Genomic DNA, 21,402 nt, shown 5'->3' on the forward strand with positions numbered 1-21,402 from the left:
ACCGGATCCGCCACACCGCGCGGGCCGGATCCGCCAGATTGATCGAAACCAGATACGCGCCCTAGGGCCGTCGGTGCTGCTGCGAGGGGAAAGGGTTTGGGAACCGTTGTCATTGTGGCCAGAACCAGCCATTCCCCAAAGGGACCCGCGCATCGCACCATGAGGGGCATGAATAGCGACACCTCCACACGGGACTTGTCAGTGCCGAGTGTGTTGTGCCCCTTTCCGGTCACGTACGACGAGACGGCGGCGCGCAGGGCGGACGAGGAGATCGCTGATTGGGCGCTGAGCCTTGATCTTTTCCCGGCGCAGCGGACTGAGCTCAACGGCTACCGGTTCGGCACGTTCGCGGCGATGACGCACCCTGACGCGGTCGACCACGATCACCTGATGCTCGCGGCCTGCAACATGACCGCCCTGTTCGCCGCGGACGATCACTATTGCGACGAGGGCATCGAAGGCGTCCGCCTCGCCATGAGCGCCTCACGGCTCGCTGGGTCGTTGACCGCGCTGGAGAACGGCCCCCGGCTGCCCGACTGCCCCTCGATCGAGGGCTTTGTCGGCAGTGACCCAGTTGCGCGTGCGCTCCGCGCGACCGCAGAACACATCACACGCTTGGGCGCGCCGGCACAAGTAGGCCGTCTGCGCCACGAGACGATCGCCACGTTCTTGGCGATGGCGGCGGAAAACTCCTGGCGTATCGCCGGGCACGTTCCCGATCCCGCTGAGTACCTGGCTCATCGCAAGTACAACGGGGCCATGGCCTGCCTGGTGCTGATCGATGTCGTCGGCGGCTACGAATTGCCCGTCCGCGACTGGGAAGAGCCCGGTGTCCGGTCTCTGTCGCTCGCCGCCTCATTGATGATCATGCTGGTGAACGATCTGTACTCGGTCGCCAAAGAGAGCGCTGACATCGGCAGCCACAGCTTGCCCACCGTGCTCTCCGCACGCCACGGATGGTCTCTCGAACGGAGTATGTGCGCGACCGGCGAACTCCACGACCGCCTCATGCGTGAGTATCTGCGTCTAGAACCCGACGTCGCGCGTCACGCCTCGCCCGAACTCGCCCGCTACCTCGCCGGGCTGCGGCACTGGATGCGGGGAAATCTCGAATGGCACACCCTCACCGGACGACACAACCATCGCGCAGGACGTCCCACCCCCAAGACAGGGCCTCATGGTCCCACCCATGACCGAATCAAGGCCGACGTGCACTACTCGGTCGCCGCCGGTGTCTGCCCACAGTGCGGGGACCGCCACAACGCAGCCACAGCGGTTGCGTAGACCTGGTCGAAGGATGGCTCTCTGACCTGCGGTGCAAGAACGGCCGGGCGATGGAGGGCGGGTCTGGCACGCCACGCCCCTCGTATGCTTGATCGTGATGAGACGCCGTACCCCGCCCCCGCCCTCTCCCCTGCCGCAGCGCGACGGTGTGGCCCCAGTGCGGGTGCGGCTGCCGGCCGGGGACGCGTGGGCGACCGTGCGGGATCATCTCGTGGCGCGGCTCGCGGCCGGGCCCGGGGTGATCGACGGAATGCTCGACGCGGGGCGGATCGTGGACGTCACCGGGCGTCCGGTACCGCGGGACATGCCGTACGTGCCGGGCATGTTCGTGTGGTTCCACCGGGAGCTGCCCGACGAGGAGCAGGTGCCGTTCGAGGTCGGCGTCCTGTACCGGGACGAGCACGTGGTGGTGGCCGACAAGCCGCACTTCCTGGCCACCACGCCGCGCGGCAGCCATGTCGCCGAGACGGCCCTGGCGCGACTGCGGCGGCAGCTGAGCATCCCGACGCTGGGCGCGGCGCACCGGCTGGACCGGCTCACGGCCGGGGTGGTGCTGTTCACCGTGCGGCCCGAGGAGCGCGGCGTGTACCAGTCGCTGTTCCGGGACAAGCGGGTGGCGAAGGAGTACGAGGCCGTGGCGCCGTACGACCCCGTGCTGGTCCTGCCCCGCACTGTGCGCAGCCGGATCGTCAAGGAGCGCGGGGTCATGGCGGCCCGCGAAATCGAGGGCGAGCCCAACGCCGTCAGCCGGGTCGAGCTGCTGGAGCACCGGAACGGGCGTGCCCGGTACCGGCTGATACCGCGTACCGGGCAGACGCACCAACTTAGGGTGCATATGAGCGCGTTGGGGGTGCCGATCCTCGGCGATCCCCTCTATCCGGTGGTGACCGGCCCCGTGCCGACCGGTGACTTCCGGCGCCCGCTCCAACTACTGGCACGGGCCCTGGAGTTCACCGATCCGGTCACGGGGCGCGAGCACCGGTTCGTCAGCCCGCGGGTGTTGTGGGCCTGGTCCTCGTACGAGGAGTGGGCGGGGTAGCCCCGGTCCCGGGTCGGCTCATTTGCCGAGCCACCGGCGCAGGAGACGCCGGTACAGGCCTGGTCGGCGGGCCGGTTCGGGCACCGACGTCGGCGTGGGCTCGTCGGCCGGGATGGCGGGTTCCGGAGCCGTGGGCTGTGGCTGCTCCGTGCTGACCTGCCAGTTGTTCGGGCGCTGCGGCGGCACCGGCTTGACGGTGGGCCGCTCCATGACCTCCTCCGGGGTCTTCGGCTCGAACTTCACCGGCAGTTCCACGAGGTGCCGGTTCCCGACGGACGACCGCCAACGCAGCTCGTGCTCCTCACAGGCGAGTTGGATGTCCGGTACACGGGCCAGCAACGCGTCGACGCCGACATCGGCGATGGAACGGCCGATGTCCTGGCCCGGACACTCGTGGGGGCCACCGCTGAAGGCCAGGTGGGAGCGGTTGCCCTGCATGCTGGCCTTGAGGTCGGGGCGGACGCGGGGGTCGATGTTGCCCGGTGCGATACCGAGGAGGAGCCCGTCGCCCTGACGGATGCGCTGACCGCCCAGCTCGGTGTCCTGCTTGGCGAAGTAGGCGAAGACGGTGCTGAACGGCGGCTCGTCCCACAGGGACTGCTCGACCGCCTCGGGCACGGTCATCTGGCCGCCGTTCAGCTGGGCGCGGAAGCCCGGGTCGGTGAGCACCACGCGCAGTACGTTGGCGAGGAGGTTGGCGGTGGCCTCGTAGGCGGCGATCAGGACGACACGCAGGTGCTGGCCGATCTCCTCGTCGTTGAGCCCCGCCGGGTGGTTGATGAGGTGGCTGGTGAAGTCGTCCTGTGGCTCGGCCCGGCGGCGGGCGGTGAGCCGCATCAGGACATCCATGACGTACTGGTTGCTGGCGATCGCGGTCTCGGTGCCCTTGAGCATGTCGCGGGCAGCCTGCACCATCCGGTCGTTGTACTCCTCGGGCATGCCGAGGATCTCGCACATCACCGCCATCGGCAGGTGCTCGGCGAACTGGCTGACCAGGTCGGCCGTGCCCTCCTCGCAGAACTTGTTGACGAGGTGCTGGGTCGCGCGGTTGATGTAGCGGCGGATGCTCCGGTAGTTGATCGTCGACATGGCGCCGGTGACCGCCCCACGCAGCCGCAGGTGATCGTCGCCCTCGGCGTGGCAGCAGATGGGCTGCCAGGCGAAGTGCGGCATGAGCGGGTGGTCGGGCTTGACCGTGCCGTCCTGCATGGGGGTCCACAGCCGGCTGTCCTTGCAGTACTGCGAGGGGGTGCTCACCATGTGCAGGTTCTCGCCGTGGCCGAGCACCACCCAGATGGGCACGTCGTCGTGGAGCAGTGCCGGGGCCACCGCACCGTGTTCGGCGCGGAGTTTCTCATACACGGCTCCCAGGTCCTCCGCCTCCGGGCCGTACAGCCGGCGCACGCCGCCGGGGCCATGGCCGTGGGCGGGGCAACCGGGGGGCGGACCGGGCGTGGGGTCGTCCGTACTGGTCGGGGAGTGGGTTTCAGGCGTCACGAATGTCGCTCCGAACTGAAGTGGATCCGATGTCTGGAGAGTTGGTGAGAGACCGGGAGGGGACTGGCGTGCGGGACAACACGGCTCCCGGTCGTGGGACTCGTACGGTGTGTGGCTCAGGGAACTCGCGGAGCCCGCGCGGGGCTCATGTCGACGCCGCCGACATCGTCAGGGAGTGCAGGAAGCTCATCAGCGTCATCAGGACGTCCCGGCTGGACGCCCGGCGCCGTGCGTCGCAGCGGACGATGGGGATCTCCTCCGCGAGGTCGAGCGCCTGGCGCAGTTCGTCGAGGGTGTAGCGGGGCGCGTCCGGGAAGTCGTTGACCGCGACGACGAAGGGCACACCGCGCTCCTCCAGGCGACCCATGACGTCGAAGCTGACCTCCAGCCGACGGGTGTCGACCAGGACGACCGCGCCGAGGGCGCCCTCGAACAGTCCGTTCCACAGGAACCAGAAGCGCTCCTGCCCGGGGGTGCCGAACAGGTAGAGCACCAGCTGGTCCGTGATGCTGATGCGGCCGAAGTCCATGGCCACGGTGGTGGCCGTCTTGGACTTGGAGCCGTAGTTGTCGTCGACTCCGATGCCGGCCTGCGTCATGGTCTCCTCGGTCGTCAGCGGTTTGATCTCGCTGACGGACCCCACCATGGTCGTCTTGCCGACTCCGAAACCGCCCACGATCACGATCTTCGCCGCGGCCTGTGCGGTGAGCGGCAGGTGGTCCTCGGTCCGTGGACCCGTGATGGTGTCAGAGCTTTTGAAGTCCATGCATCACCGCTTCGAGGAGGGAACGGTCTGCTCGCGCCTGCCGGATGACCGGTGCGCGTGCCTGTACCAGTTCGGCCGTCAGCAGCTCGGTGAGCAGGACGGTCACCACGCTGATCGGCAGGTTGAGATAGGCCGAGATCTCGGCCACGGACAGGGGAGACTGGCAGAGCCGGAGCAGCGCCGACTGTTCCGGAGCGGCGGAGCGCGGTGGATCGGCGCGCGCCACGATCAACGTGACGAGGTCGATCGGGGCCCGCTCGCCGTCCTCTCCGGTGAGGATGTACAGCCGCTCGGGTGGACGCTCCCCCTCTCCGTCCTTGGGTCCCTCCAGCTTCAGGGGTGGCGGCGGAGGTGGCTCCTGTGTGGGGTGGCGTCGTCGGCGTTGCGGAGGAATCATACGGTCTGCCCGTTCCGCCGCGGCGGACTGGTCAGATGGGAGCCGATGCGGTCGACGAGGTCGCGCATACGGTTGCTCATCAGACCGGGCTCGGCGATCTCGTTGGCGAGCACCGCGAGATAGGCGTTGGATCCGGCGGCCATGAGGTAGAAGTAGCCGCCGTTGATCTGGATGATGACCATCCGCATCTCGCCGTCGCTCTGCGGGATCTCACTGGCGACCGCGCCGGCCAGGCTCTGGAGTCCCGCGCAGGCCGCGGCGACCCGGTCGGCGGCGTCCGGGTCACCGCCGTGGCGGGCGATGCGCAGGCCGTCGGCGGAGAGCACCACGATCTGCTGGATGCCCGGCACGCCGTCGGCCAGATCCTTGAGCATCCAGTCGAAATTGGCTCGCTGCTGGATCACTTGAGGTCCCCCTCGTCGTCGGCCTCGCTGCGGGCCGACTCGTTGTTCGCGGTGGAAGCGGTGGACGCGTTGGACTCGGCCGGGTCGTCCGGGTTCCTGGTGATTGCATTGGGATCCGGGTCGCGCTTGAGTCCCTCCATGAACGCCTCGACCCACAAGCCCGGAGGCGGCAGTTCCTTCTTCGGTTCGGGCTCGGGCTGCCACACAGGCGCGGCGGCCATCGCGGCTTCGGCCGCTGCCTCGGCCGCGGCGGCCTCGGCGTATCGCTGGCTGAGCGGGATGGTCATCCGGCTGCGGCGCTGCGGCAGGCCGTTGGCCGTCCACTCGGTGACGACGGGGGTGTCGTCCTCCATGCCCGGTGCCATCTCTTCCGCGGAGCTCGGGATCCGCGGTCCGGTGGTCGGGCGGCGGCGCTTGGGCTTGCGGTCGGGGCCCTCGACGCCTCCAGTGTCCATGGTCGGCACGGCGGCGGCGCCGATGCCGTGGGCGAGACCGGGGGCGGGCTCCTCGGTGAGCATGTTGCGTGGTACGACGACTACGGCACGGACCCCTCCGTAGGCGGACTGCCTGAGCGAGATCTTCATGTCGTACATCGTGGACAGCCGGCCCACGACGGCGAGGCCGAGGCGCGGGCTGCCGCCCATGTCCTGGATGTCCTCGCCCCGCTGGGCCTTGATGAGCATGTCCTCGACCTTGGCGCGGGACTCCTCGCTGAGGCTGACGCCGCCGTCCTCGATCTCGATGGCGATGCCGGTCTGTACCTCGATGGCGGTGACGTGCACCTTGGTGTGCGGCGGCGAGTAGCGGGTGGCGTTGTCGAGGAGTTCGGCGCAGGCGTGGATGACCGGTTCGACGGAGACGCCGTTGACGTTGGCCTTGGCGATCGAGTGCAACTCGATGCGGCGGTACTCCAGGATGCGGGACATGGCGCCGCGCAGGCAGCTGTAGAGCGGGACCGGCTTGGGCCACACACGGCCGGGGCGGCTGCCGCCGAGGACGGCAATGGAGTCGGCGAGCCGGCCGATCAGCGCGGTGCCGTGGTCGATGCGCAGCAGGTCGTCGAAGACCTCGGGGTTGCGCCCGTGGTCCTCCTCCATCTCCCGGAGTTCCTTGTTCTGCTGGTGCACGATCGCCTGGACACGTCGGGCGATGTTGACGAAGGAGCGCTGCGAGGAGTCGCGCATCGCTTCCTCGCGGTCGATGATGTCGATCACCGTGTACAGCAAGTCACGCTGGGACTTGGGAAGTTCGCGCCACTCGGCGTCACCGTCGACAACATGACGAATCACCTCTTGGGGGGATTCTCCGCCGCGCAGTCGGTACAGCGCGGCGGGCAGGATCTCCTTGCCCAGCCGGGTGAACTCCTGGTCGTGGGCGGCGATGCGCTGTTCGAGACCAGCGGTCCGCCGCCCTTGTTCGGCGCGGAGTTCGCGGACTGTACGACGGCGGCCGCGCACCGCGATGACCGCGACCGCGACCAGTAGGAGCGTCGCGACCGTTCCGCACAAGCCGACGGCGAGCCGGACCGAACCCGTCACCAGGGAGACGGTGGTCCCGGTCGCCGCGGCCATCAGTATCGCCGGTAGCAACAGCACGCGCACGTCGGGAAGTTCACGGCCACCGGGAGGCGATTGAACACTCACCATGTATGCCCTCTATAGACAGATCGGCTGAAGGTCAGGGACTTATTGGGGACTTGCTGATGGTTCTTCCGCAGATCAAACTGCGTCTTCGTTATTTTTTGGAACAAGCGCACGATTACACCCCAACTCGGTGCGCTGCGGGCGAGCTTAGTCCGACCGGATCATCGCTGTGTCATATTCAGCAACCGCCTGAAATCACCCTGGCGACAGGAGTACGCTCTGGTCGTTTACACGCAGGGCAGTCATTCGAACGCGTTGCGTAATGACGTACAAGCGTATGAGGGCCGCCCCTTGACAGGGTGAGACGGGACGCAAAGGCACAGGTGAGAGCCGCGCCCCGCCCTCAGATCCCGGCGATCCGCAGCGCGGCGTCCGCCGTGGCGTCGGCGAACGCGAACACAGGGCGGTCGGGGTCGGAGCGGTGGACGAGGATGACACCCTCGATCAGGCCGAACACCAGGTCCGTACGCAGGTCCAGCTCACTCTTGGCGAGCGCCGCGCCCGCTGCCGTGGCCGCGATCAACTGCCGGTAGGCGTCCTTGAGTTCCGCCCGTACGGCATGGAAGCCGGCGAAGCGTTCGGTGCGGACCTCCGGGAGGAGGTAGAGCCCGCCGAGGTTGTGCGGGCCGCCGCAGAGCAGTTGGACGTCGGTGCGGCACAGCTCCCACAGCCGGTCCTCGGCCGGGGTCGCATCGTCCGCGAGTAGGCGGCGGGCCAGGGTCAGCGAGGGGGTGACCGTCGACTCCAGCAACTCGGCGAGGAGTTCCTCCTTGCCGGAGACGTAGTGGTACATCGACGCCTGCCGCATGCCGGCCCGGTCGGCCAGGGCGCGGGTGGAGGTGGCCGCGTAGCCGTGGGTCGTGAACAACTCGGCGGCGGCCGCGAGCAGTTCGTCACGGGGAGAGAGGCCGGTGTCGGGCCGCTGCGAAGCCCTGGGCCTGCCGACCCTTCGCCCGCCCGTGCCGCCGCCACCTGCGCTTCCCATGTGTTCGATCCTCGCACATGGGGTGAAGGGGCCTTTGGAAGGTAGGTACGCGCGGATCCGATGTGGCTGGTCGTACGGGTTCCCCGCACCCCTTCCCGGGCGCGACCCTGGTGACCGTTCGGGGCACGGCCCCGTGAGTGTTCGGTAACCGGCCCGGAACCCCCGGGACACGGCCCCGACCCTGCCCGCCCCTAATTTCTGTCGAGCGACAGAAATCACCGGAGCACCCGGAGGTCCCGCGATGGCGACAGCGACGACGTACGGAGCACGTGATCACGCCAGGGCGCAGGAGGGCACCCGCACCGAGGCGATGCCCGTCGTACCGGCGAGCAGTTGGCCGGAACCGCCCTGCGAGGCGAGCCGCCTGGTGTGGGCGGAGACGGTGGCGGGCGGCAACTACACGCACAGGGTGCTGGCCCGCGGCACGGAGTTCCGCCTGACCGACCTGCACGGCGACGCCTGCGCGCATCTGCTGCTGCACCACGCCGACCGGCCCTGGGAGCGGCTGAACGTCGCGGACACGGTCAAGGTTCAGTGGAACGCCTACCTCGGCGGGGGCGTCCTGCTCCTGTCCGACCAGGGCCGCGTCCTCGCCTCGGTCGTCTCCGACACCTCGGGCCGGCACGACGCGCTGTGCGGCAGCTCCACCCTCGTACGCAACACCGAGCGGTACGGGGACGGCACCCCGCAGTCGCCCTCCCCCGCCGGACGCGAGCTGTTCAAGCTCGCCGCCGCCAAGAACGGACTCGACCCGCGCGATCTGCCGCCCTCGCTCTCCTTCTTCCAGGGCGTGCGGGTACGCGACGACGGCACCCTCGACTTCACCGGCTCCGCCGGCCCCGGCGGCAGCGTGACCCTGCGCGCCGAGCAGGACGTGACCGTACTGATCGCCAACGTGCCGCATCCGGTCGATCCGCGCCCGCAGTACGTCAGCACCGCGCTGGAGGTCCTCGCCTGGCGAGCCCAGCCGACCCGGCCCGGCGACGCCCTGTGGGACACCACCCCCGAGGGCCGCCGCGCCTTCCTCAACACCGCCGAGTTCCTCGCCGCGAGGGGGATCGCATGAAGACCATAGTTCCGGCCAGGGCGGCCTGGTCGTCCGTAATCCGCGCCGGCGGCACACTCACCATCACCGATCTCCACGGCAACCAGGCCGTCGACTTCCTCGTGTACGACGCCCACGACACATCCGTCCGCTACAGCGCCCCCGACACCATCCACGCGCAGGGCGGAATCTTCCTCACCACCGGCAGCGTGCTGATGTCCAACGAGCACACTGCGCTGATGACCCTGGTCGCCGACGACGTGGGCCGGCACGACACGGTCGGCGGCGCCTGCTCCAAGGAGTCGAACACCCTGCGGTACGGCCACCACACCTGGTCGCAGCACGCCTGCGTGGACAACTTCCTCGCGGAGGGAGCGAAGTACGGCCTGGGCAAACGCGACCTCGTCTCGAACATCAACTGGTACATGAACGTGCCCGTCGAGAAGGACGGCACCCTCGGCATCGTCGACGGCATCTCCGCCCCGGGCCTCGCCCTGACCCTGCGCGCCGAACGCGACGTACTCGTCCTCGTCTCCAACTGCCCCCAGATCAACAACCCCTGCAACGGCTTCGACCCGACGGCGGTGGAGATGACGATCACCCAGGCGGGCGGCGCATGACCTTCGACACCCTGCTGGTCGCCAACCGGGGCGAGATCGCCGTACGCATCATCCGTACCGCCCGCGACCTCGGCCTGCGTACGGTCGCGGTGTACTCCGACGCCGACCGCGCCGCACCCCATGTCCGGCTCGCGGACGAGGCGGTACGGCTCGGCCCGGCGCCCGCGAAGGAGTCATACCTCGATACGGACCTGGTCCTGAAGGCCGCCAAGGACACGGGCGCGGGGGCGATCCATCCCGGCTACGGCTTCCTCTCCGAGGACGCGGCCTTCGCCCGCCGCTGCGTGGACGCGGACATCGTGTTCGTGGGGCCGACCCCCGAGCAGCTGGAGCTGTTCGGCGCGAAGCACACGGCACGGGCGGCCGCCGAGGCCGCGGGCGTCCCCCTCCTCCCCGGCACCGGACTGCTGGCCTCACTCGACGAGGCGCTCGACCGGGCCGCGGCCATCGGCTGGCCGGTGATGCTCAAGGCCACCGGCGGCGGAGGCGGTATCGGTATGTCGGCATGTCGATCCGCCGATGAACTGACCGAGGCCTGGGAGCGGGTGCAACGCGTAGCGGCCGCCTCGTTCTCCAGCGCAGGCGTGTACCTTGAGCGCCTCGTCGAACGCGCCCGCCATGTCGAGGTGCAGGTCTTCGGCGACGGCGAGGGCCGCGTCGTCACCTTCGGCGACCGCGACTGCTCCCTCCAGCGCCGCCACCAGAAGGTCGTGGAAGAAGCCCCCGCCCCGGGCCTGCCCGCCCACGTCCGCGAGCGACTCGCCGCCTCCGCCCGCGACCTGTGCGCCTCGGTCGCCTACCGCTCCGCCGGAACCGTCGAGTTCGTGTACGACGCCGGGCGCGAGGAGGCGTACTTCCTGGAGGTCAACACCCGCCTCCAGGTCGAGCATCCGGTCACGGAGGAGATCTACGGCGTCGACCTCGTCGCCTGGATGCTGCGCCTGGCCTGCGGCGACCGCGACGTCGTACGCGCCCCGGGCACACCGCGTGGTCACGCCGTCGAGGCCCGCGTCTACGCCGAGGACCCGGCCCGCGAACACCGGCCGAGCGCGGGCCTGTTGACCCGGGTCGAGTTCCCGCAGGGTGTGCGCGTGGACGGCTGGGTGGAGACGGGAACCGAGGTCACCACGTCGTACGATCCGCTGCTCACGAAGGTCGTCGCCTACGGCTCGGACCGCGCCCACGCGCTGCGGCGGCTCGACGAGGCGCTGGCCAGGACCCGCGTCGACGGCATCGAGACGAACCTGGGACTGGTCCGGGCGGCGCTCGCGCGGAAGGACTTCGAGCAGGCCACCCACTCCACGGCGACCCTGGCGTCGGTGAGCGACCCGACCCCGCGCATCGAGGTCGTCTCCGGCGGCACCCTCACCACCGTCCAGGACTGGCCCGGCCGCACCGGCTACTGGCAGGTCGGCGTCCCACCCTGCGGCCCCATGGACGACCTGTCCTTCCGCCTGGGCAACCGAGCACTCGGCAACTCCGACGGCGCCCCCGGGCTCGAGTGCACCCTCCAGGGGCCGTCGCTGCGCTTCACCCACACCACGACCGTCTGTGTGACGGGCGCCCCCGCCCCCGTGACCGTGGACGGCTCACCGGTACGGCAGTGGGAGCCGGTGACGGTGCCCGCCGGAGCCGTACTCGCCGTCGGCGCCCCAGCGGAACACGGACTCCGCGCCTACGTCCTCTTCGCGGGCGGCGGCCTGGACGTCCCGTCGTTCGTCGGCAGCGCGGCCACCTTCACCCTGGGCCGCTTCGGCGGGCACGGCGGCCGCGCCCTGCGGACGGGCGACGTCCTGCACGGCGGAGCCGTCACCGAGGGCTCACCCGTCCCGGTGGACGCGCGCCCTGAGTTCGGCTCGGTCTGGCAGGTGGCCGCCCTCGAAGGCCCGCACGCGGCACCGGAGTTCTTCACCGAGGACGACATCCACGAGTTCTACGCGGCCGACTGGAAGGTCCACTTCAACTCGGCCCGCACCGGTGTACGGCTGGTCGGGCCGAAGCCGCGCTGGGCGCGCTCCGACGGCGGCGAGGCGGGCCTGCACCCCTCCAACATCCACGACACCCCGTACTCGGTCGGCGCCGTCGACTACACCGGCGACATGCCCGTCCTGCTCGGCCCCGACGGCCCCTCACTGGGCGGCTTCGTCTGCCCGGCCACGGTGATCTCCACGGAACGCTGGAAGCTCGGCCAGTTCCGCCCCGGTGACACGGTCCGCTTCCGGCCGGTGTCCGACGACACCTCGCCCCGCCCGGCGATCGTCGACGGCGGCGTACTGGCCCGCGACGGCGATGTGACGTACCGCCGCAGCGGCGACGACAACCTCCTGGTCGAGTTCGGCCCCATGCAACTCGACCTCGCCCTGCGCATGCGGGTGCACGCCCTGATGGAGGCGGTGGCGGAAGCCGCCATCGACGGCGTCACCGACCTCACCCCCGGTATCCGCTCCCTCCAGATCCAGACGAACCCGGCGACCCTGCCCCCGTCCGAACTCCTCACAGAGATACGGCGGATCGTGGCGGCGCTCCCTCCGGCGGACGAACTGGTCGTCCCCTCCCGCACCATCCACCTTCCCCTCTCCTGGGACGACCCCGCGACCCGCGAGGCCATCGCCCGCTACATGGCGGGCGTCCGCGACGACGCGCCCTGGTGCCCGTGGAACATCGAGTTCATCCGCCGCGTCAACGGCCTGGGGTCGGTGGCCGACGTGTACGACACGGTCTTCGACGCGGAGTACCTGGTCCTGGGCCTGGGCGACGTCTACCTGGGCGCCCCGGTGGCCACCCCCCTCGACCCTCGCCACCGCCTGGTGACGACGAAGTACAACCCGGCCCGCACCTGGACCGCGGAGAACTCCGTGGGCATCGGCGGCGCCTACCTCTGCGTCTACGGCATGGAGGGCCCCGGCGGCTACCAGTTCGTCGGCCGCACCACGCAGGTCTGGTCCCCCTGGCAGCAACGCGGCGCCTTCGAACCGGGCTCCCCCTGGCTGCTGCGCTTCTTCGACCGCATCAAGTGGTACCCGGTCGACACGGAGGAACTCCTGAACCTACGGGCGGACATCGTGTCGGGCCGCTTCGTACCACGCGTGGAGGAGGGTGTCTTCTCACTCGCCGAGTACGAGACGTTCCTGACGGAACACGCCGACTCCATAGCCGACTTCAGGACCCGCCAACAGACCGCTTTCGCGGCGGAGAGGGCGGCTTGGGAAGCGGCTGGCGAGTTCACCCGGGCGGAGGCCTCCGCCACACCGCCGACGCCGCCCGCGGAGGTCGACATCCCGGAGGGCGGCCATCTGATCGAGGCCGAGTTCCCCGCTTCGGTATGGCAACTGAACGTGAACGTAGGCGACATCGTGACCACCGGCCAGCCCCTCCTCACCCTGGAGGCCATGAAGATGGAGTCCCGAGTCGACTCCCCGATCGACGGCGTGGTCCACGCCCTCCTGACGGTGCCGGGCAGCCAGGTGGAAGCGGGGACGGCATTGGTCGTTCTGGCGCCACGGTGACCGTTCCACCGGACGCCTTGAAACGCCCGCCGGTGGTGTGTGGGCAGTCGTTCCGCAGGGCGACGGGGGCACCTCCCGTTCGAGCGAAGCCGAGAATGGGGGAGGGTGGGCACACACCACCCACCGGCCCGCAGCCGACCGCACCACCCCAGCCAATGGAGCACAGATGTCGCCCCAGCAGCACACCGTCACCAGAGTCCGTACGGCCTACGCCCGCATCGACGCCGTACACCGCCCCGAGATCTGGATCGACCTGCGCCAACAGCCAGAGGTCGAGGCCGAAGCCCGCTCCATCGACGAACGTCACACCGCAGGGGACCACCTCCCCCTCGCCGGCCACCTCTTCGCCGTGAAGGGCAACATCGACGTCCACGGCCTCCCCACCACCGCCGGCTGCCCGGCCTACGCGTACACACCGGAGGCCGACGCCCCCGTCGTCGCTCGCCTCCGCGAGGCCGGCGCCATCGTCCTCGGCACCACCAACCTCGACCAGTTCGCCACAGGCCTCGTCGGCACCCGCTCCCCCCACGGCGCCGTCCGCAACGCCCACGACCCCACCCGCATCAGCGGCGGCTCCAGCTCGGGCTCGGCCGTAGCGGTAGCCCTCGGCATCGTCGACTTCGCGCTCGGCACGGACACGGCGGGCTCCGGCCGCGTCCCCGCCGCCTTCAACGGCATCGTCGGCCTGAAACCCACCCGAGGCCTGGTCCCCACCACCGGCGTCGTCCCGGCCTGTGCCTCCCTCGACTGCGTGACGGTGTTCGCCCGCACCCTCCCGGAGGCCGAACAGGCCCTGGCCCACATGGTCTCGCCACCCTCCCGCGCCCTCCCACCCCTCCCCCAGCGCACGCAGGGCCCCTGGCGCATCGCCGTCCCCCCGCGTGACCAACTCGGCGAACTGGACGAGGGCTGGGCGGAGGCGTATGAGGCGGCAGTGCACCAACTGGCCTCGGCGGGCGCGGAGATCCACCCCTTCGACCTCACCCCGTTCACCGAAGCGGCGGCGATGCTGTACCAGGGCGCGTTCGTCGCCGAGCGCTACACAGCCGTGGGGAGCTTCATCGACAAGGCGCTCGCGGACGGAGTCGACTCCCTCGATCCCACCGTCGCCGGCATCATCACCCGCGCCCGCGACATCCCGGCCCACCAACTCTTCACCGACCAGGCCCGCCTGGCCGACCTGCGCACCCAGGCCCTCACCGAACTGGCCGACGCGGACGCCCTGTTGCTCCCCACCACTCCGGGCCACCCCACCCTCGCCGAAGTGGCCGCCGACCCCCTGGGCGCGAACGCCCGCCTGGGCCGTTTCACCAACTCCACGAACCTCTTCGACCAGGCGGCGGTGGCCGTCCCAGCGGGGGAGGTGAACGGCCTCCCCTTCGGCGTCATGCTGATCGGCCCGGCGTTCACGGACGCCCGCCTGGCGAGGATCGCGACCCTGCTCCAGCCGTACACCCAACTAGCGGTGGTAGGCGCCCACCTCTCGGACCAGCCGCTGAACCCTCAACTCCTGTCCTTGGGCGCCCGCCTGACCCGCACCACGACCACAGCGCCCGCCTACCGCCTCCACGCCCTACGGACGACTCCACAGAAGCCGGGCCTGGTCCACGTAGGCAAGGGCGGCTCCTCCATCGAGACGGAGGTATGGCGCCTCCCCGCAGAAGGCCTGGGCCGCCTACTGGCGACCCTTCCCCGCCCCATGACCCTGGGCACGATCGAACTCTCCGACGGCACCCATGCCCCAGGTTTCCTGTGCGAGCCTGGCGCCCTGGCGGACGCCGAGGACATCACGAGGTACGGCAGCTGGCGCTCATATCTGAACCGCTGAGCAGGGACAGCATCCCCAGGGGCGCGGGGCTCTATCGACGTGCGGCTCCGCCGCGTGGGCGCGACCAGCCACCGACTACCCGTCAGCCGCCAGAGAACAGCTACCCCACCGACGAGTAGGCGACCACCCCACGCAACAGCCCCTCCACAGCCTTACGCGCACTCTTCCCCACGCTCGACCCGGAGGGCGCCGCCGCCGAAATCTGCCCGAGCACATCGATCACCTGCTTGCACCACCGCACAAAGTCCCCCGCCGGCATCTCCGCCTCACGGAGCACCTCATCGAGCCCCTTCCCCGAGGCCCACATATACGCGGCCCAGGCGAAGCCAAGGTCGGGCTCACGCTGCCCCACCCCTTCGCTCTGCGTGATCCGGAACTCCTCCTCCAGCGCGTCCAGCCGCCCCCAGATCCGCACCATCTCCCCCAGCGCGGCCTTGGCATTGCCGGACGGCAGCTTCGGCGCCATCGCGTCGTCGCCGACCCGGGCCTCGTAGACGAGCGCCGAAACACACGCCGCGAGCTCAGCCGGGCCCAGGCCCTCCCACACACCGGCCCGCAGACACTCACTCGCGAGCAGATCCAACTCACCGTAGAGCCGCGCGAGCCGCTTCCCGTGCTCGGTGACCTCGTCACCCCGCAGATAGTCCAGCTCGGTCAGCAGGGCCACGATCCGGTCGAAGGTCCGCGCGATCGTGTTCGTACGCCCCTCGATACGCCGCTCCAACTGCGCGGTGTCCCGCTTGAGCCGGTAGTAGCGCTCGGCCCAACGGGCGTGGTCCTCGCGGTCGTTGCAGCCATGGCACGGATGGGCCCGCAGTTCGGTCCGCAGCCGCGCTATCTCACGGTCGTCGGCGGCGGCGGCCCTCCTCTTGCGGTGCCGGTCAGGCTCGAGATGCCCGGCCTTGGTGCGCAGCGCGGAGGCCAGATCCCGTCGCGACTGGGGCGAGCGCGGGTTGAAGGACTTCGGGATCCGCATCCTCTCCAGGGCCTCGACCGGCACCGGGAAGTCCATGGACGCCAGCCGCTTGACCTGCCGCTCGGCGGTCAGCACCAGCGGACGCGGCCCGTCGTGGTGCTCGAAGCCCCGGTGGCCGTTGGACCGCCCGGCGGGCAGCCCGGGGTCCAGGACCAGCGCGAGCCCGGCGTACTTGCCGGTCGGGACATGGATGACATCCCCGGGCTTGAGCTTCTCCAGCGCCACAGCGGCCTCGGCACGCCGCTGGGCCGCTCCCTGCTTGGCCAGCTCGGTCTCGCGGTCCTTCAGCTCACGCCTGAGGCGCGCGTACTCCTCGAAGTCGCCGAGGTGGCAGGTCATGGACTCCTTGTAGCCCTCGAGACCCTCCTCGTTGCGCTGCACCTGCCGGGAGATCCCGACGACGGACTTGTCGGCCTGGAACTGCGCGAAGGACGTCTCAAGGAGTTCGCGCGAGCGATGCCGGCCGAACTGCTCGACCAGGTTGACCGCCATGTTGTACGACGGCTTGAAGCTGGAGCGCAGCGGATACGTACGCGTACCCGCGAGTCCGGCCAGATGGTCGGGGTTCATGCCGCGCTGCCACAGCACGACCGCATGCCCCTCCACATCGATGCCACGCCTGCCGGCCCGCCCCGTCAACTGCGTGTACTCACCCGGTGTGATGTCGGCGTGCTGCTCGCCGTTCCACTTGACGAGCTTTTCCAACACCACCGAGCGGGCGGGCATGTTGATGCCCAGGGCGAGGGTCTCGGTGGCGAACACGGCCTTGACCAGGCCTCGCACGAAGAGCTCCTCGACGACCTCCTTGAACGTCGGCAGCATGCCCGCGTGGTGGGCCGCGATGCCACGCTCCAGGCCTTCCAGCCACTCGTAGTAGCCGAGGACATGGAGGTCCTCGTTCGGGATCGACGCCGTGCGCTCCTCGACCAGGGCGCGCACTCTGAGCCGTGCGTCGTCGTCGTTCAGCCTCAGCCCCGCGTACAGGCACTGCTGTACGGCGGCCTCGCAGGCGGCGCGGCTGAAGATGAAGGTGATGGCGGGCAACAGGCCTTCGGAGTCGAGCCGTTCGATGACTTCGGGCCGGCTCGGGATCCACACCCTGGAACGCTGTCTGCGTTCCCGCTCTCGGTCGGCCTCGCGCATGGCACGGCCGCGTCTGCGGTCCTGGAAGGAGGGGCGGCTGGCCTCCATGCGCGCCATGCGTGTGAGGTCGGGGTTGACGGCCTTCTTGTTGCCCTCGCCCTCCTCGAAGAGGTCGTACATCCGCCGCCCGGCGAGGACGTGCTGGAACAGTGGCACGGGCCGGTGCTCGGAGACGATCACCTCGGTGTGGCCGCGCACGGTGTCCAGCCAGTCGCCGAACTCCTCGGCGTTCGACACGGTCGCCGACAGTGAGACCAGGGTGACCGACTCCGGGAGGTGGATGATCACTTCCTCCCATACGGCGCCGCGGAAGCGGTCGGAGAGGTAGTGCACCTCGTCCATGACCACGTGGCCGAGGCCGAGGAGGGTCTGCGAACCGGCATACAGCATGTTCCGCAGCACCTCGGTGGTCATCACGACCACGGGGGCGTCGGAGTTGACGCTGTTGTCGCCCGTGAGCAGGCCGACCTTGTCGGCGCCGTAACGGCGGCACAGGTCGGCGTACTTCTGGTTCGACAGTGCCTTGATGGGTGTCGTGTAGAAGCACTTCTTGCCCTGCTGGAGGGCGAGGTGGACGGCGAACTCGCCGACGATCGTCTTGCCCGAGCCGGTGGGGGCGGCAACGAGCACGCCCTTGCCGGCCTCCAGCGCCTGGCAGGCCTCGATCTGGAAGGGGTCGAGCCCGAAGTCGTACATCTCGCGGAAGGACGCGAGCGCGGTGGCCTGCTCGGCAGCGCGCCTACGTGCTGCCGCATACCGCTCGGCCGGTGAGAGGTCCTCTGTCATCGTGCTTTCGAGCGTACCGGGCCCCACTGACAACAGGACGATCATTATCCGGATATCTGCCCGCGCACAGAAGCGGCCGGGTGCGCCGCGTGGCGCCCCGGCCGCGTACAACCCTTGTCTCAGGTGACGTCGTCGTATCCGTTGATCCGCTCGTGCTCGGGGTCCGCCTGGGACGGCAGCGCCCGGCTGGCGGAGACCGCCTCGACCTCTCCGATGGCCTCGGGGGTGAGATCCAGTTCGGAGGCTTCGTCGTCGGCGGGCTCCAGGGCCTCGCGACGCCGCTTGCGCTTGTCGTTCGCCAGGGCGAAGCCGGTGGCGAGGAAGTAGAGCAGGATGATCGGCGCGGCGAGCGCCAGCATCGACACCGGGTCGACCGTCGGCGTGGCGAAGGCGGCGAACAGGGTGACACCCAGGATCATGCCCCGCCACCAGCCCAGCATCCGGCGCCCGGTGACCATGCCGGTCATGTTCATCATGACCAGGATCAGCGGCAGTTCGAAGGCGAGTCCGAAGACGATCACCATGCGGGTCACGAGGTCCAGCAACTCGTCCAGGGGCAGCAGGTTGACGGCGCTGTCGGGAGTGAAGTCGAGCATGACCTCGGCGGCCGCGGGCAGCACGTGGTACGAGAAGTAGGCGCCCATCATGAACAGCGGGAAGCCCGCCGCGACGAAGGCCGTCGAGTAGCGCTTCTCGTGCCGGTGCAGACCGGGCGCGATGAACGCCCAGAGCTGGTAGAGCCAGACCGGGCTGGCGATGACGACACCGGCCGTCAGCGACACCTTGATCATCAGCGTGAACGGGCCCATCAGACCCGACATCGTGATGTTGCCGCAGGCACCATCGCTCTGCTTGGCGAGCTCCGTGAACGCCTTCGTGCAGCCGACGGACTCCTGGACGGGCCGGGTCAGGAAGTTGATGATCTCCTGATAGAAGACCAACCCCACCACCGCGGCCAGCATGATGGCCAGGATCGACTTCCCCAGCCGGTTGCGGAGCTCACGAAGGTGCTCCGCGAGGGGCATCCGCCCCTCGGGATCCTTCTCCTTCTTGCGGGCAGACTTGAGCAACCCACGTCCTCATCTCGTGCGGCAGGCCGGAAGACTTGTCCGGCCCTGCGTCAGCGCTTGGTCGTGTCCGTCGGCTCGGCGACCGGGCGGGAGCTGGTCACGTCACCGGGGGCGGCCTGGATCGTGCGCTGAGCCGGCGCCTCGCCGGGGTTCGGCGGCGCGGACGCGGCGGTGGTGTCGTCCTGACCCTCCGACTTCATCGCCTTGGCCTCGCTCTTGAGGATGCGCGCGGACTTGCCGAGCGAGCGCGCCATGTCCGGAAGCTTCTTCGCGCCGAAGAGCAGGATGATGACGACGAGGATGAGAATGATCTCGGTGGGGCCGAGCCTTCCGAACATATGTCTTTACCTTCTCACCGAGGCGGCGGGTGGGGGCTGTCCGACCGGTCGGACACCTGTCCGAACGATCGTGCTGACAGCGATCGTAACGCTCAGGGGTGAACGCGAGGCAATCCCCGTGCGTACTCCCGATTCGCGACTCGGGCCTCGTTCTCCGTGCCGCGACAGGCAGCGTACCTGCCGATGGCGTGAGGGTGACAGGGCGAAGTGGCGCATACCGCACACGGCAGTCAACTCACAGCAGGCTCGACCGGAACTCACAGAGCGTCCACAGAGCGGGCCGCGCTCACCGTCGCCCGCTCCAGCTCCTCCGCCGCCCGATTGATCCGCCGACCCGACTCCGCGACCTGCCGCCCCAGCCGCTGAGCCTCCACGAAGACCCGTACGGCGAGCACCCCCAGCACGACGAGACCCACGAACCCGATAGCCACTGCGAACATCGCCCAGAACATGGCGACGACCCTAGGGCCTGCCCGGCGGATCATGCCAGCGACGCGGGGCCTGGCACGCGCATCTGCCGCGTTGTCGTCAGTCTCCCCCACGCTCGGCTTCGCTCGCGCGGGTGGGACCCCCATCGCTCCGCGTCGGCTCCTTCCCCCGCCTTGCAGCTGCACGCACCAAGCCCCGCTCACCTCAGGTCACAAGGCGCCCGGGACAACCGCCGGCCTGATCCGCCGGGCAGACCCTAGCCCGCGGAATGCAGCCGCAAGGTCCTGACCCCTCCGCCGGTCAGCAGCTCGACGATGCGCTCGCCGGCCGGTTTGCGGACGGCGACGCCGCACTCGGGGCAGGTGAAGGAGTAGAAGGTGGTCTTGCTGGTGGCGCCGATGGCGAGGCGGAGGGCGCTCGCGCCCAGCTCGAAATTGGCCCGGCAGTCGGGGCAGCCGGCTCTGAAGACCACGTCGACCGCCCTCTTCATGCCCGCGAAGGCGACCGCCACGGACATCTCCTGCACGCCCTGCACGCCAGACATAACCGAACCGCCGCTCACAGCCCTCGTGCCTCCCTTGTGTGGTCGTTCGTCGCCTCCGGGTAGCCCCCGCGGCTCACTCACGCCCGCCCGGCCCGTCGTACACGGGTGCGACCTCGTCGTAGGCCGCCAGGGCCTCACGGGCCGCGCGGCGGGCGCTGTCCGCGAGGTCCGGGGGCGAGACGATCCGGCCGTCGCGCCCGAGCCGCAGCGCGAGGCGCCGCAGCGAGGCGGGGTCGGGCGTCCGCAGAGAGATACGGAGCCCGCCGTCCGGCAGCTCATCGGCGCTGTCGTGCGGGTAGTACTCGGCGACCCAGCGCCCGCCCGGACCGACCTCCACCACGACCTCCGGGTCCTCGGCGGCGGGCTGCACCAGCGCCTCCGACAGGTCCCGCAGCTCGATCTCGGGAGGCGCGGACGGCTCGTCGAGGATCTTGATCTCGGCGACCCGGTCGAGCCGGAACGTACGGCGTGCCTCGGAGCGCCGGCACCAGGCCTCGACGTATGTGTGCCCGACGCTGACCAGGCGGATCGGGTCGATCTCGCGTTCGGTGACCTCGTCACGGGCCGGCGAGTAGTAGCGGATCCACAGGCGGCGGCGCTCCGAGATGGCCCGGTCGACGTCCGCGAAGACCCCGCCCTCCGATTCGAAGGTCACCGAGAGCCGTGAGCTGGCCCCGGCCGCCTCCCCCGCGGCCGTCTCCACCTTGGCGGTGGCCCGCAGCAGCGCCTGCCGGTCGCTCTCGCGCAGCCCGGGCAGCGTGGCCACCGCGCGGGCGGCCACCAGCAGCGCGGTCGCCTCGTCGGCGGCCAGCCTCAGCGGCTCGGCGGCCTCCGCACCGAGCGCGGCCGGGTTGTGCCACCAGATGCGCTCACCGTCGGTGTCGATGTCGAGCAGGTCACCCCCGCGGAAGCTGGTCCCGCACATGGGCAGCACATCGAGGTCCGAGACCAGCTCGTCCTCGGTGATCCCGAAGGCACGGGCGACGTCCTCGATCCGGGCGCCGGGCCTCTCCCGCAGATATGTCACCAGGGAGAGCATCCGCCGGGTCTGGTCGATGGCGTTCCCCGGCCGCGCCGGCTTTCCCACCACGTTCTTACGTCC

Annotated in this window: 18 protein-coding genes; 6 read left to right on the top strand and 12 right to left on the bottom strand. The window is 69.8% G+C overall.

What is annotated here, in order from left to right; translation table 11 throughout:
- Window positions 1–168: 168 nt before the first annotated feature.
- Together F3T56_RS03680 and F3T56_RS03685 are read left to right on the top strand one after the other, a co-directional pair.
- Window positions 169–1,284, top strand: coding sequence for a terpene synthase family protein (locus tag F3T56_RS03680; protein ID WP_246203393.1), 1,116 nt, complete (start codon window positions 169–171; stop codon window positions 1,282–1,284).
- Window positions 1,285–1,381: 97 nt separating this feature from the next.
- Window positions 1,382–2,323 carry an RluA family pseudouridine synthase gene (locus F3T56_RS03685; protein ID WP_149823217.1) on the top strand — a complete coding sequence of 314 codons (942 nt, stop codon included), beginning with the start codon at window positions 1,382–1,384 and terminating at the stop codon, window positions 2,321–2,323.
- A gap of 18 nt (window positions 2,324–2,341) precedes the next feature.
- Here F3T56_RS03685 and F3T56_RS03690 read toward each other — a convergent pair whose 3' ends face one another.
- The 6 genes from F3T56_RS03690 to F3T56_RS03715 all read right to left on the bottom strand — a co-directional run bounded on the left by F3T56_RS03690 (window position 2,342) and on the right by F3T56_RS03715 (window position 8,015).
- Complete coding sequence (locus F3T56_RS03690) at window positions 2,342–3,820, bottom strand: cytochrome P450 (protein WP_172638792.1); 1,479 nt, start codon at window positions 3,818–3,820, stop codon at window positions 2,342–2,344.
- Between the two features lie 145 nt (window positions 3,821–3,965).
- Entirely contained in the window at window positions 3,966–4,586 is a 621-nt protein-coding gene (locus F3T56_RS03695) for a GTP-binding protein (protein ID WP_149823218.1), read from the bottom strand.
- Entirely contained in the window at window positions 4,567–4,983 is a 417-nt protein-coding gene (locus F3T56_RS03700; RefSeq protein WP_149823219.1) for a DUF742 domain-containing protein, read from the bottom strand. Before F3T56_RS03700 ends, F3T56_RS03695 begins: the two co-directional genes overlap by 20 nt.
- Window positions 4,980–5,387: a roadblock/LC7 domain-containing protein gene (locus F3T56_RS03705; protein ID WP_149823220.1), complete on the bottom strand. Its 408-nt coding sequence runs from the start codon at window positions 5,385–5,387 to the stop codon at window positions 4,980–4,982. The genes F3T56_RS03700 and F3T56_RS03705 overlap by 4 nt, the downstream gene beginning before the upstream one ends.
- Window positions 5,384–7,033 carry a sensor histidine kinase gene (locus F3T56_RS03710; RefSeq protein ID WP_149823221.1) on the bottom strand — a complete coding sequence of 550 codons (1,650 nt, stop codon included), beginning with the start codon at window positions 7,031–7,033 and terminating at the stop codon, window positions 5,384–5,386. Before F3T56_RS03710 ends, F3T56_RS03705 begins: the two co-directional genes overlap by 4 nt.
- 340 nt (window positions 7,034–7,373) lie before the next feature.
- Complete coding sequence (locus F3T56_RS03715) at window positions 7,374–8,015, bottom strand: TetR/AcrR family transcriptional regulator (RefSeq protein ID WP_149823222.1); 642 nt, start codon at window positions 8,013–8,015, stop codon at window positions 7,374–7,376.
- A 241-nt stretch (window positions 8,016–8,256) separates the two neighbouring features.
- Here F3T56_RS03715 and F3T56_RS03720 point away from each other — a divergent pair, with 241 nt between their 5' ends.
- From F3T56_RS03720 to atzF, 4 genes are all read left to right on the top strand, one after another.
- Window positions 8,257–9,081 (top strand): urea amidolyase associated protein UAAP1, encoded by an 825-nt coding sequence (locus F3T56_RS03720; RefSeq protein WP_149823223.1) that lies wholly within the window; start codon window positions 8,257–8,259, stop codon window positions 9,079–9,081.
- Complete coding sequence (locus F3T56_RS03725) at window positions 9,078–9,680, top strand: urea amidolyase associated protein UAAP2 (protein ID WP_149823224.1); 603 nt, start codon at window positions 9,078–9,080, stop codon at window positions 9,678–9,680. Before F3T56_RS03720 ends, F3T56_RS03725 begins: the two co-directional genes overlap by 4 nt.
- A complete protein-coding gene (locus F3T56_RS03730) occupies window positions 9,677–13,186 on the top strand; it encodes a 5-oxoprolinase/urea amidolyase family protein (protein WP_149823225.1) in 3,510 nt (1,169 codons plus the stop codon). The genes F3T56_RS03725 and F3T56_RS03730 overlap by 4 nt, the downstream gene beginning before the upstream one ends.
- A 166-nt stretch (window positions 13,187–13,352) precedes the next feature.
- Window positions 13,353–15,014: an allophanate hydrolase gene (gene atzF / locus F3T56_RS03735; protein WP_149823226.1), complete on the top strand. Its 1,662-nt coding sequence runs from the start codon at window positions 13,353–13,355 to the stop codon at window positions 15,012–15,014.
- Between the two features lie 100 nt (window positions 15,015–15,114).
- Here atzF and F3T56_RS03740 read toward each other — a convergent pair whose 3' ends face one another.
- From F3T56_RS03740 to F3T56_RS03765, 6 genes are all read right to left on the bottom strand, one after another.
- Complete coding sequence (locus F3T56_RS03740) at window positions 15,115–17,964, bottom strand: DEAD/DEAH box helicase (protein WP_149823227.1); 2,850 nt, start codon at window positions 17,962–17,964, stop codon at window positions 15,115–15,117.
- Window positions 17,965–18,038: 74 nt separating this feature from the next.
- Window positions 18,039–18,989 carry a twin-arginine translocase subunit TatC gene (tatC, locus tag F3T56_RS03745; protein ID WP_149823228.1) on the bottom strand — a complete coding sequence of 317 codons (951 nt, stop codon included), beginning with the start codon at window positions 18,987–18,989 and terminating at the stop codon, window positions 18,039–18,041.
- A gap of 50 nt (window positions 18,990–19,039) precedes the next feature.
- Window positions 19,040–19,327, bottom strand: a complete 288-nt coding sequence (gene tatA, locus F3T56_RS03750; protein ID WP_149823229.1) for a Sec-independent protein translocase subunit TatA — start codon at window positions 19,325–19,327, stop codon at window positions 19,040–19,042.
- A 257-nt stretch (window positions 19,328–19,584) separates the two neighbouring features.
- A complete protein-coding gene (locus F3T56_RS03755) occupies window positions 19,585–19,779 on the bottom strand; it encodes a hypothetical protein (protein WP_149823230.1) in 195 nt (64 codons plus the stop codon).
- Between the two features lie 233 nt (window positions 19,780–20,012).
- The gene (locus F3T56_RS03760; protein WP_149823231.1) at window positions 20,013–20,300 is read right to left on the bottom strand and encodes a hypothetical protein; all 288 of its coding nucleotides are present in this window, start codon (window positions 20,298–20,300) and stop codon (window positions 20,013–20,015) included.
- A gap of 73 nt (window positions 20,301–20,373) precedes the next feature.
- Window positions 20,374–21,390: a helix-turn-helix transcriptional regulator gene (locus tag F3T56_RS03765; protein WP_149823232.1), complete on the bottom strand. Its 1,017-nt coding sequence runs from the start codon at window positions 21,388–21,390 to the stop codon at window positions 20,374–20,376.
- Window positions 21,391–21,402 lie beyond the last annotated feature (12 nt).

This window comes from Streptomyces tailanensis (assembly GCF_008386495.1).
GTDB lineage: Bacteria > Actinomycetota > Actinomycetes > Streptomycetales > Streptomycetaceae > Streptomyces > Streptomyces tailanensis.

What these genes read in the sequence shown, in the direction of transcription:
- F3T56_RS03755 (WP_149823230.1), bottom strand. Translation starts at nt 19,779, where the DNA reads ATGTTCTGGGCGATGTTCGCAGTGGCTATCGGGTTCGTGGGTCTCGTC.
- F3T56_RS03760 (WP_149823231.1), bottom strand. Translation starts at nt 20,300, where the DNA reads ATGTCTGGCGTGCAGGGCGTGCAGGAGATGTCCGTGGCGGTCGCCTTC.
- F3T56_RS03680 (WP_246203393.1), top strand. Translation starts at nt 169, where the DNA reads ATGAATAGCGACACCTCCACACGGGACTTGTCAGTGCCGAGTGTGTTG.
- F3T56_RS03730 (WP_149823225.1), top strand. Translation starts at nt 9,677, where the DNA reads ATGACCTTCGACACCCTGCTGGTCGCCAACCGGGGCGAGATCGCCGTA.
- F3T56_RS03740 (WP_149823227.1), bottom strand. Translation starts at nt 17,964, where the DNA reads ATGATCGTCCTGTTGTCAGTGGGGCCCGGTACGCTCGAAAGCACGATG.
- F3T56_RS03710 (WP_149823221.1), bottom strand. Translation starts at nt 7,033, where the DNA reads ATGGTGAGTGTTCAATCGCCTCCCGGTGGCCGTGAACTTCCCGACGTG.
- F3T56_RS03725 (WP_149823224.1), top strand. Translation starts at nt 9,078, where the DNA reads ATGAAGACCATAGTTCCGGCCAGGGCGGCCTGGTCGTCCGTAATCCGC.
- F3T56_RS03685 (WP_149823217.1), top strand. Translation starts at nt 1,382, where the DNA reads ATGAGACGCCGTACCCCGCCCCCGCCCTCTCCCCTGCCGCAGCGCGAC.
- atzF (WP_149823226.1), top strand. Translation starts at nt 13,353, where the DNA reads ATGTCGCCCCAGCAGCACACCGTCACCAGAGTCCGTACGGCCTACGCC.
- F3T56_RS03695 (WP_149823218.1), bottom strand. Translation starts at nt 4,586, where the DNA reads ATGGACTTCAAAAGCTCTGACACCATCACGGGTCCACGGACCGAGGAC.
- F3T56_RS03700 (WP_149823219.1), bottom strand. Translation starts at nt 4,983, where the DNA reads ATGATTCCTCCGCAACGCCGACGACGCCACCCCACACAGGAGCCACCT.
- F3T56_RS03720 (WP_149823223.1), top strand. Translation starts at nt 8,257, where the DNA reads ATGGCGACAGCGACGACGTACGGAGCACGTGATCACGCCAGGGCGCAG.
- F3T56_RS03715 (WP_149823222.1), bottom strand. Translation starts at nt 8,015, where the DNA reads ATGGGAAGCGCAGGTGGCGGCGGCACGGGCGGGCGAAGGGTCGGCAGG.
- tatA (WP_149823229.1), bottom strand. Translation starts at nt 19,327, where the DNA reads ATGTTCGGAAGGCTCGGCCCCACCGAGATCATTCTCATCCTCGTCGTC.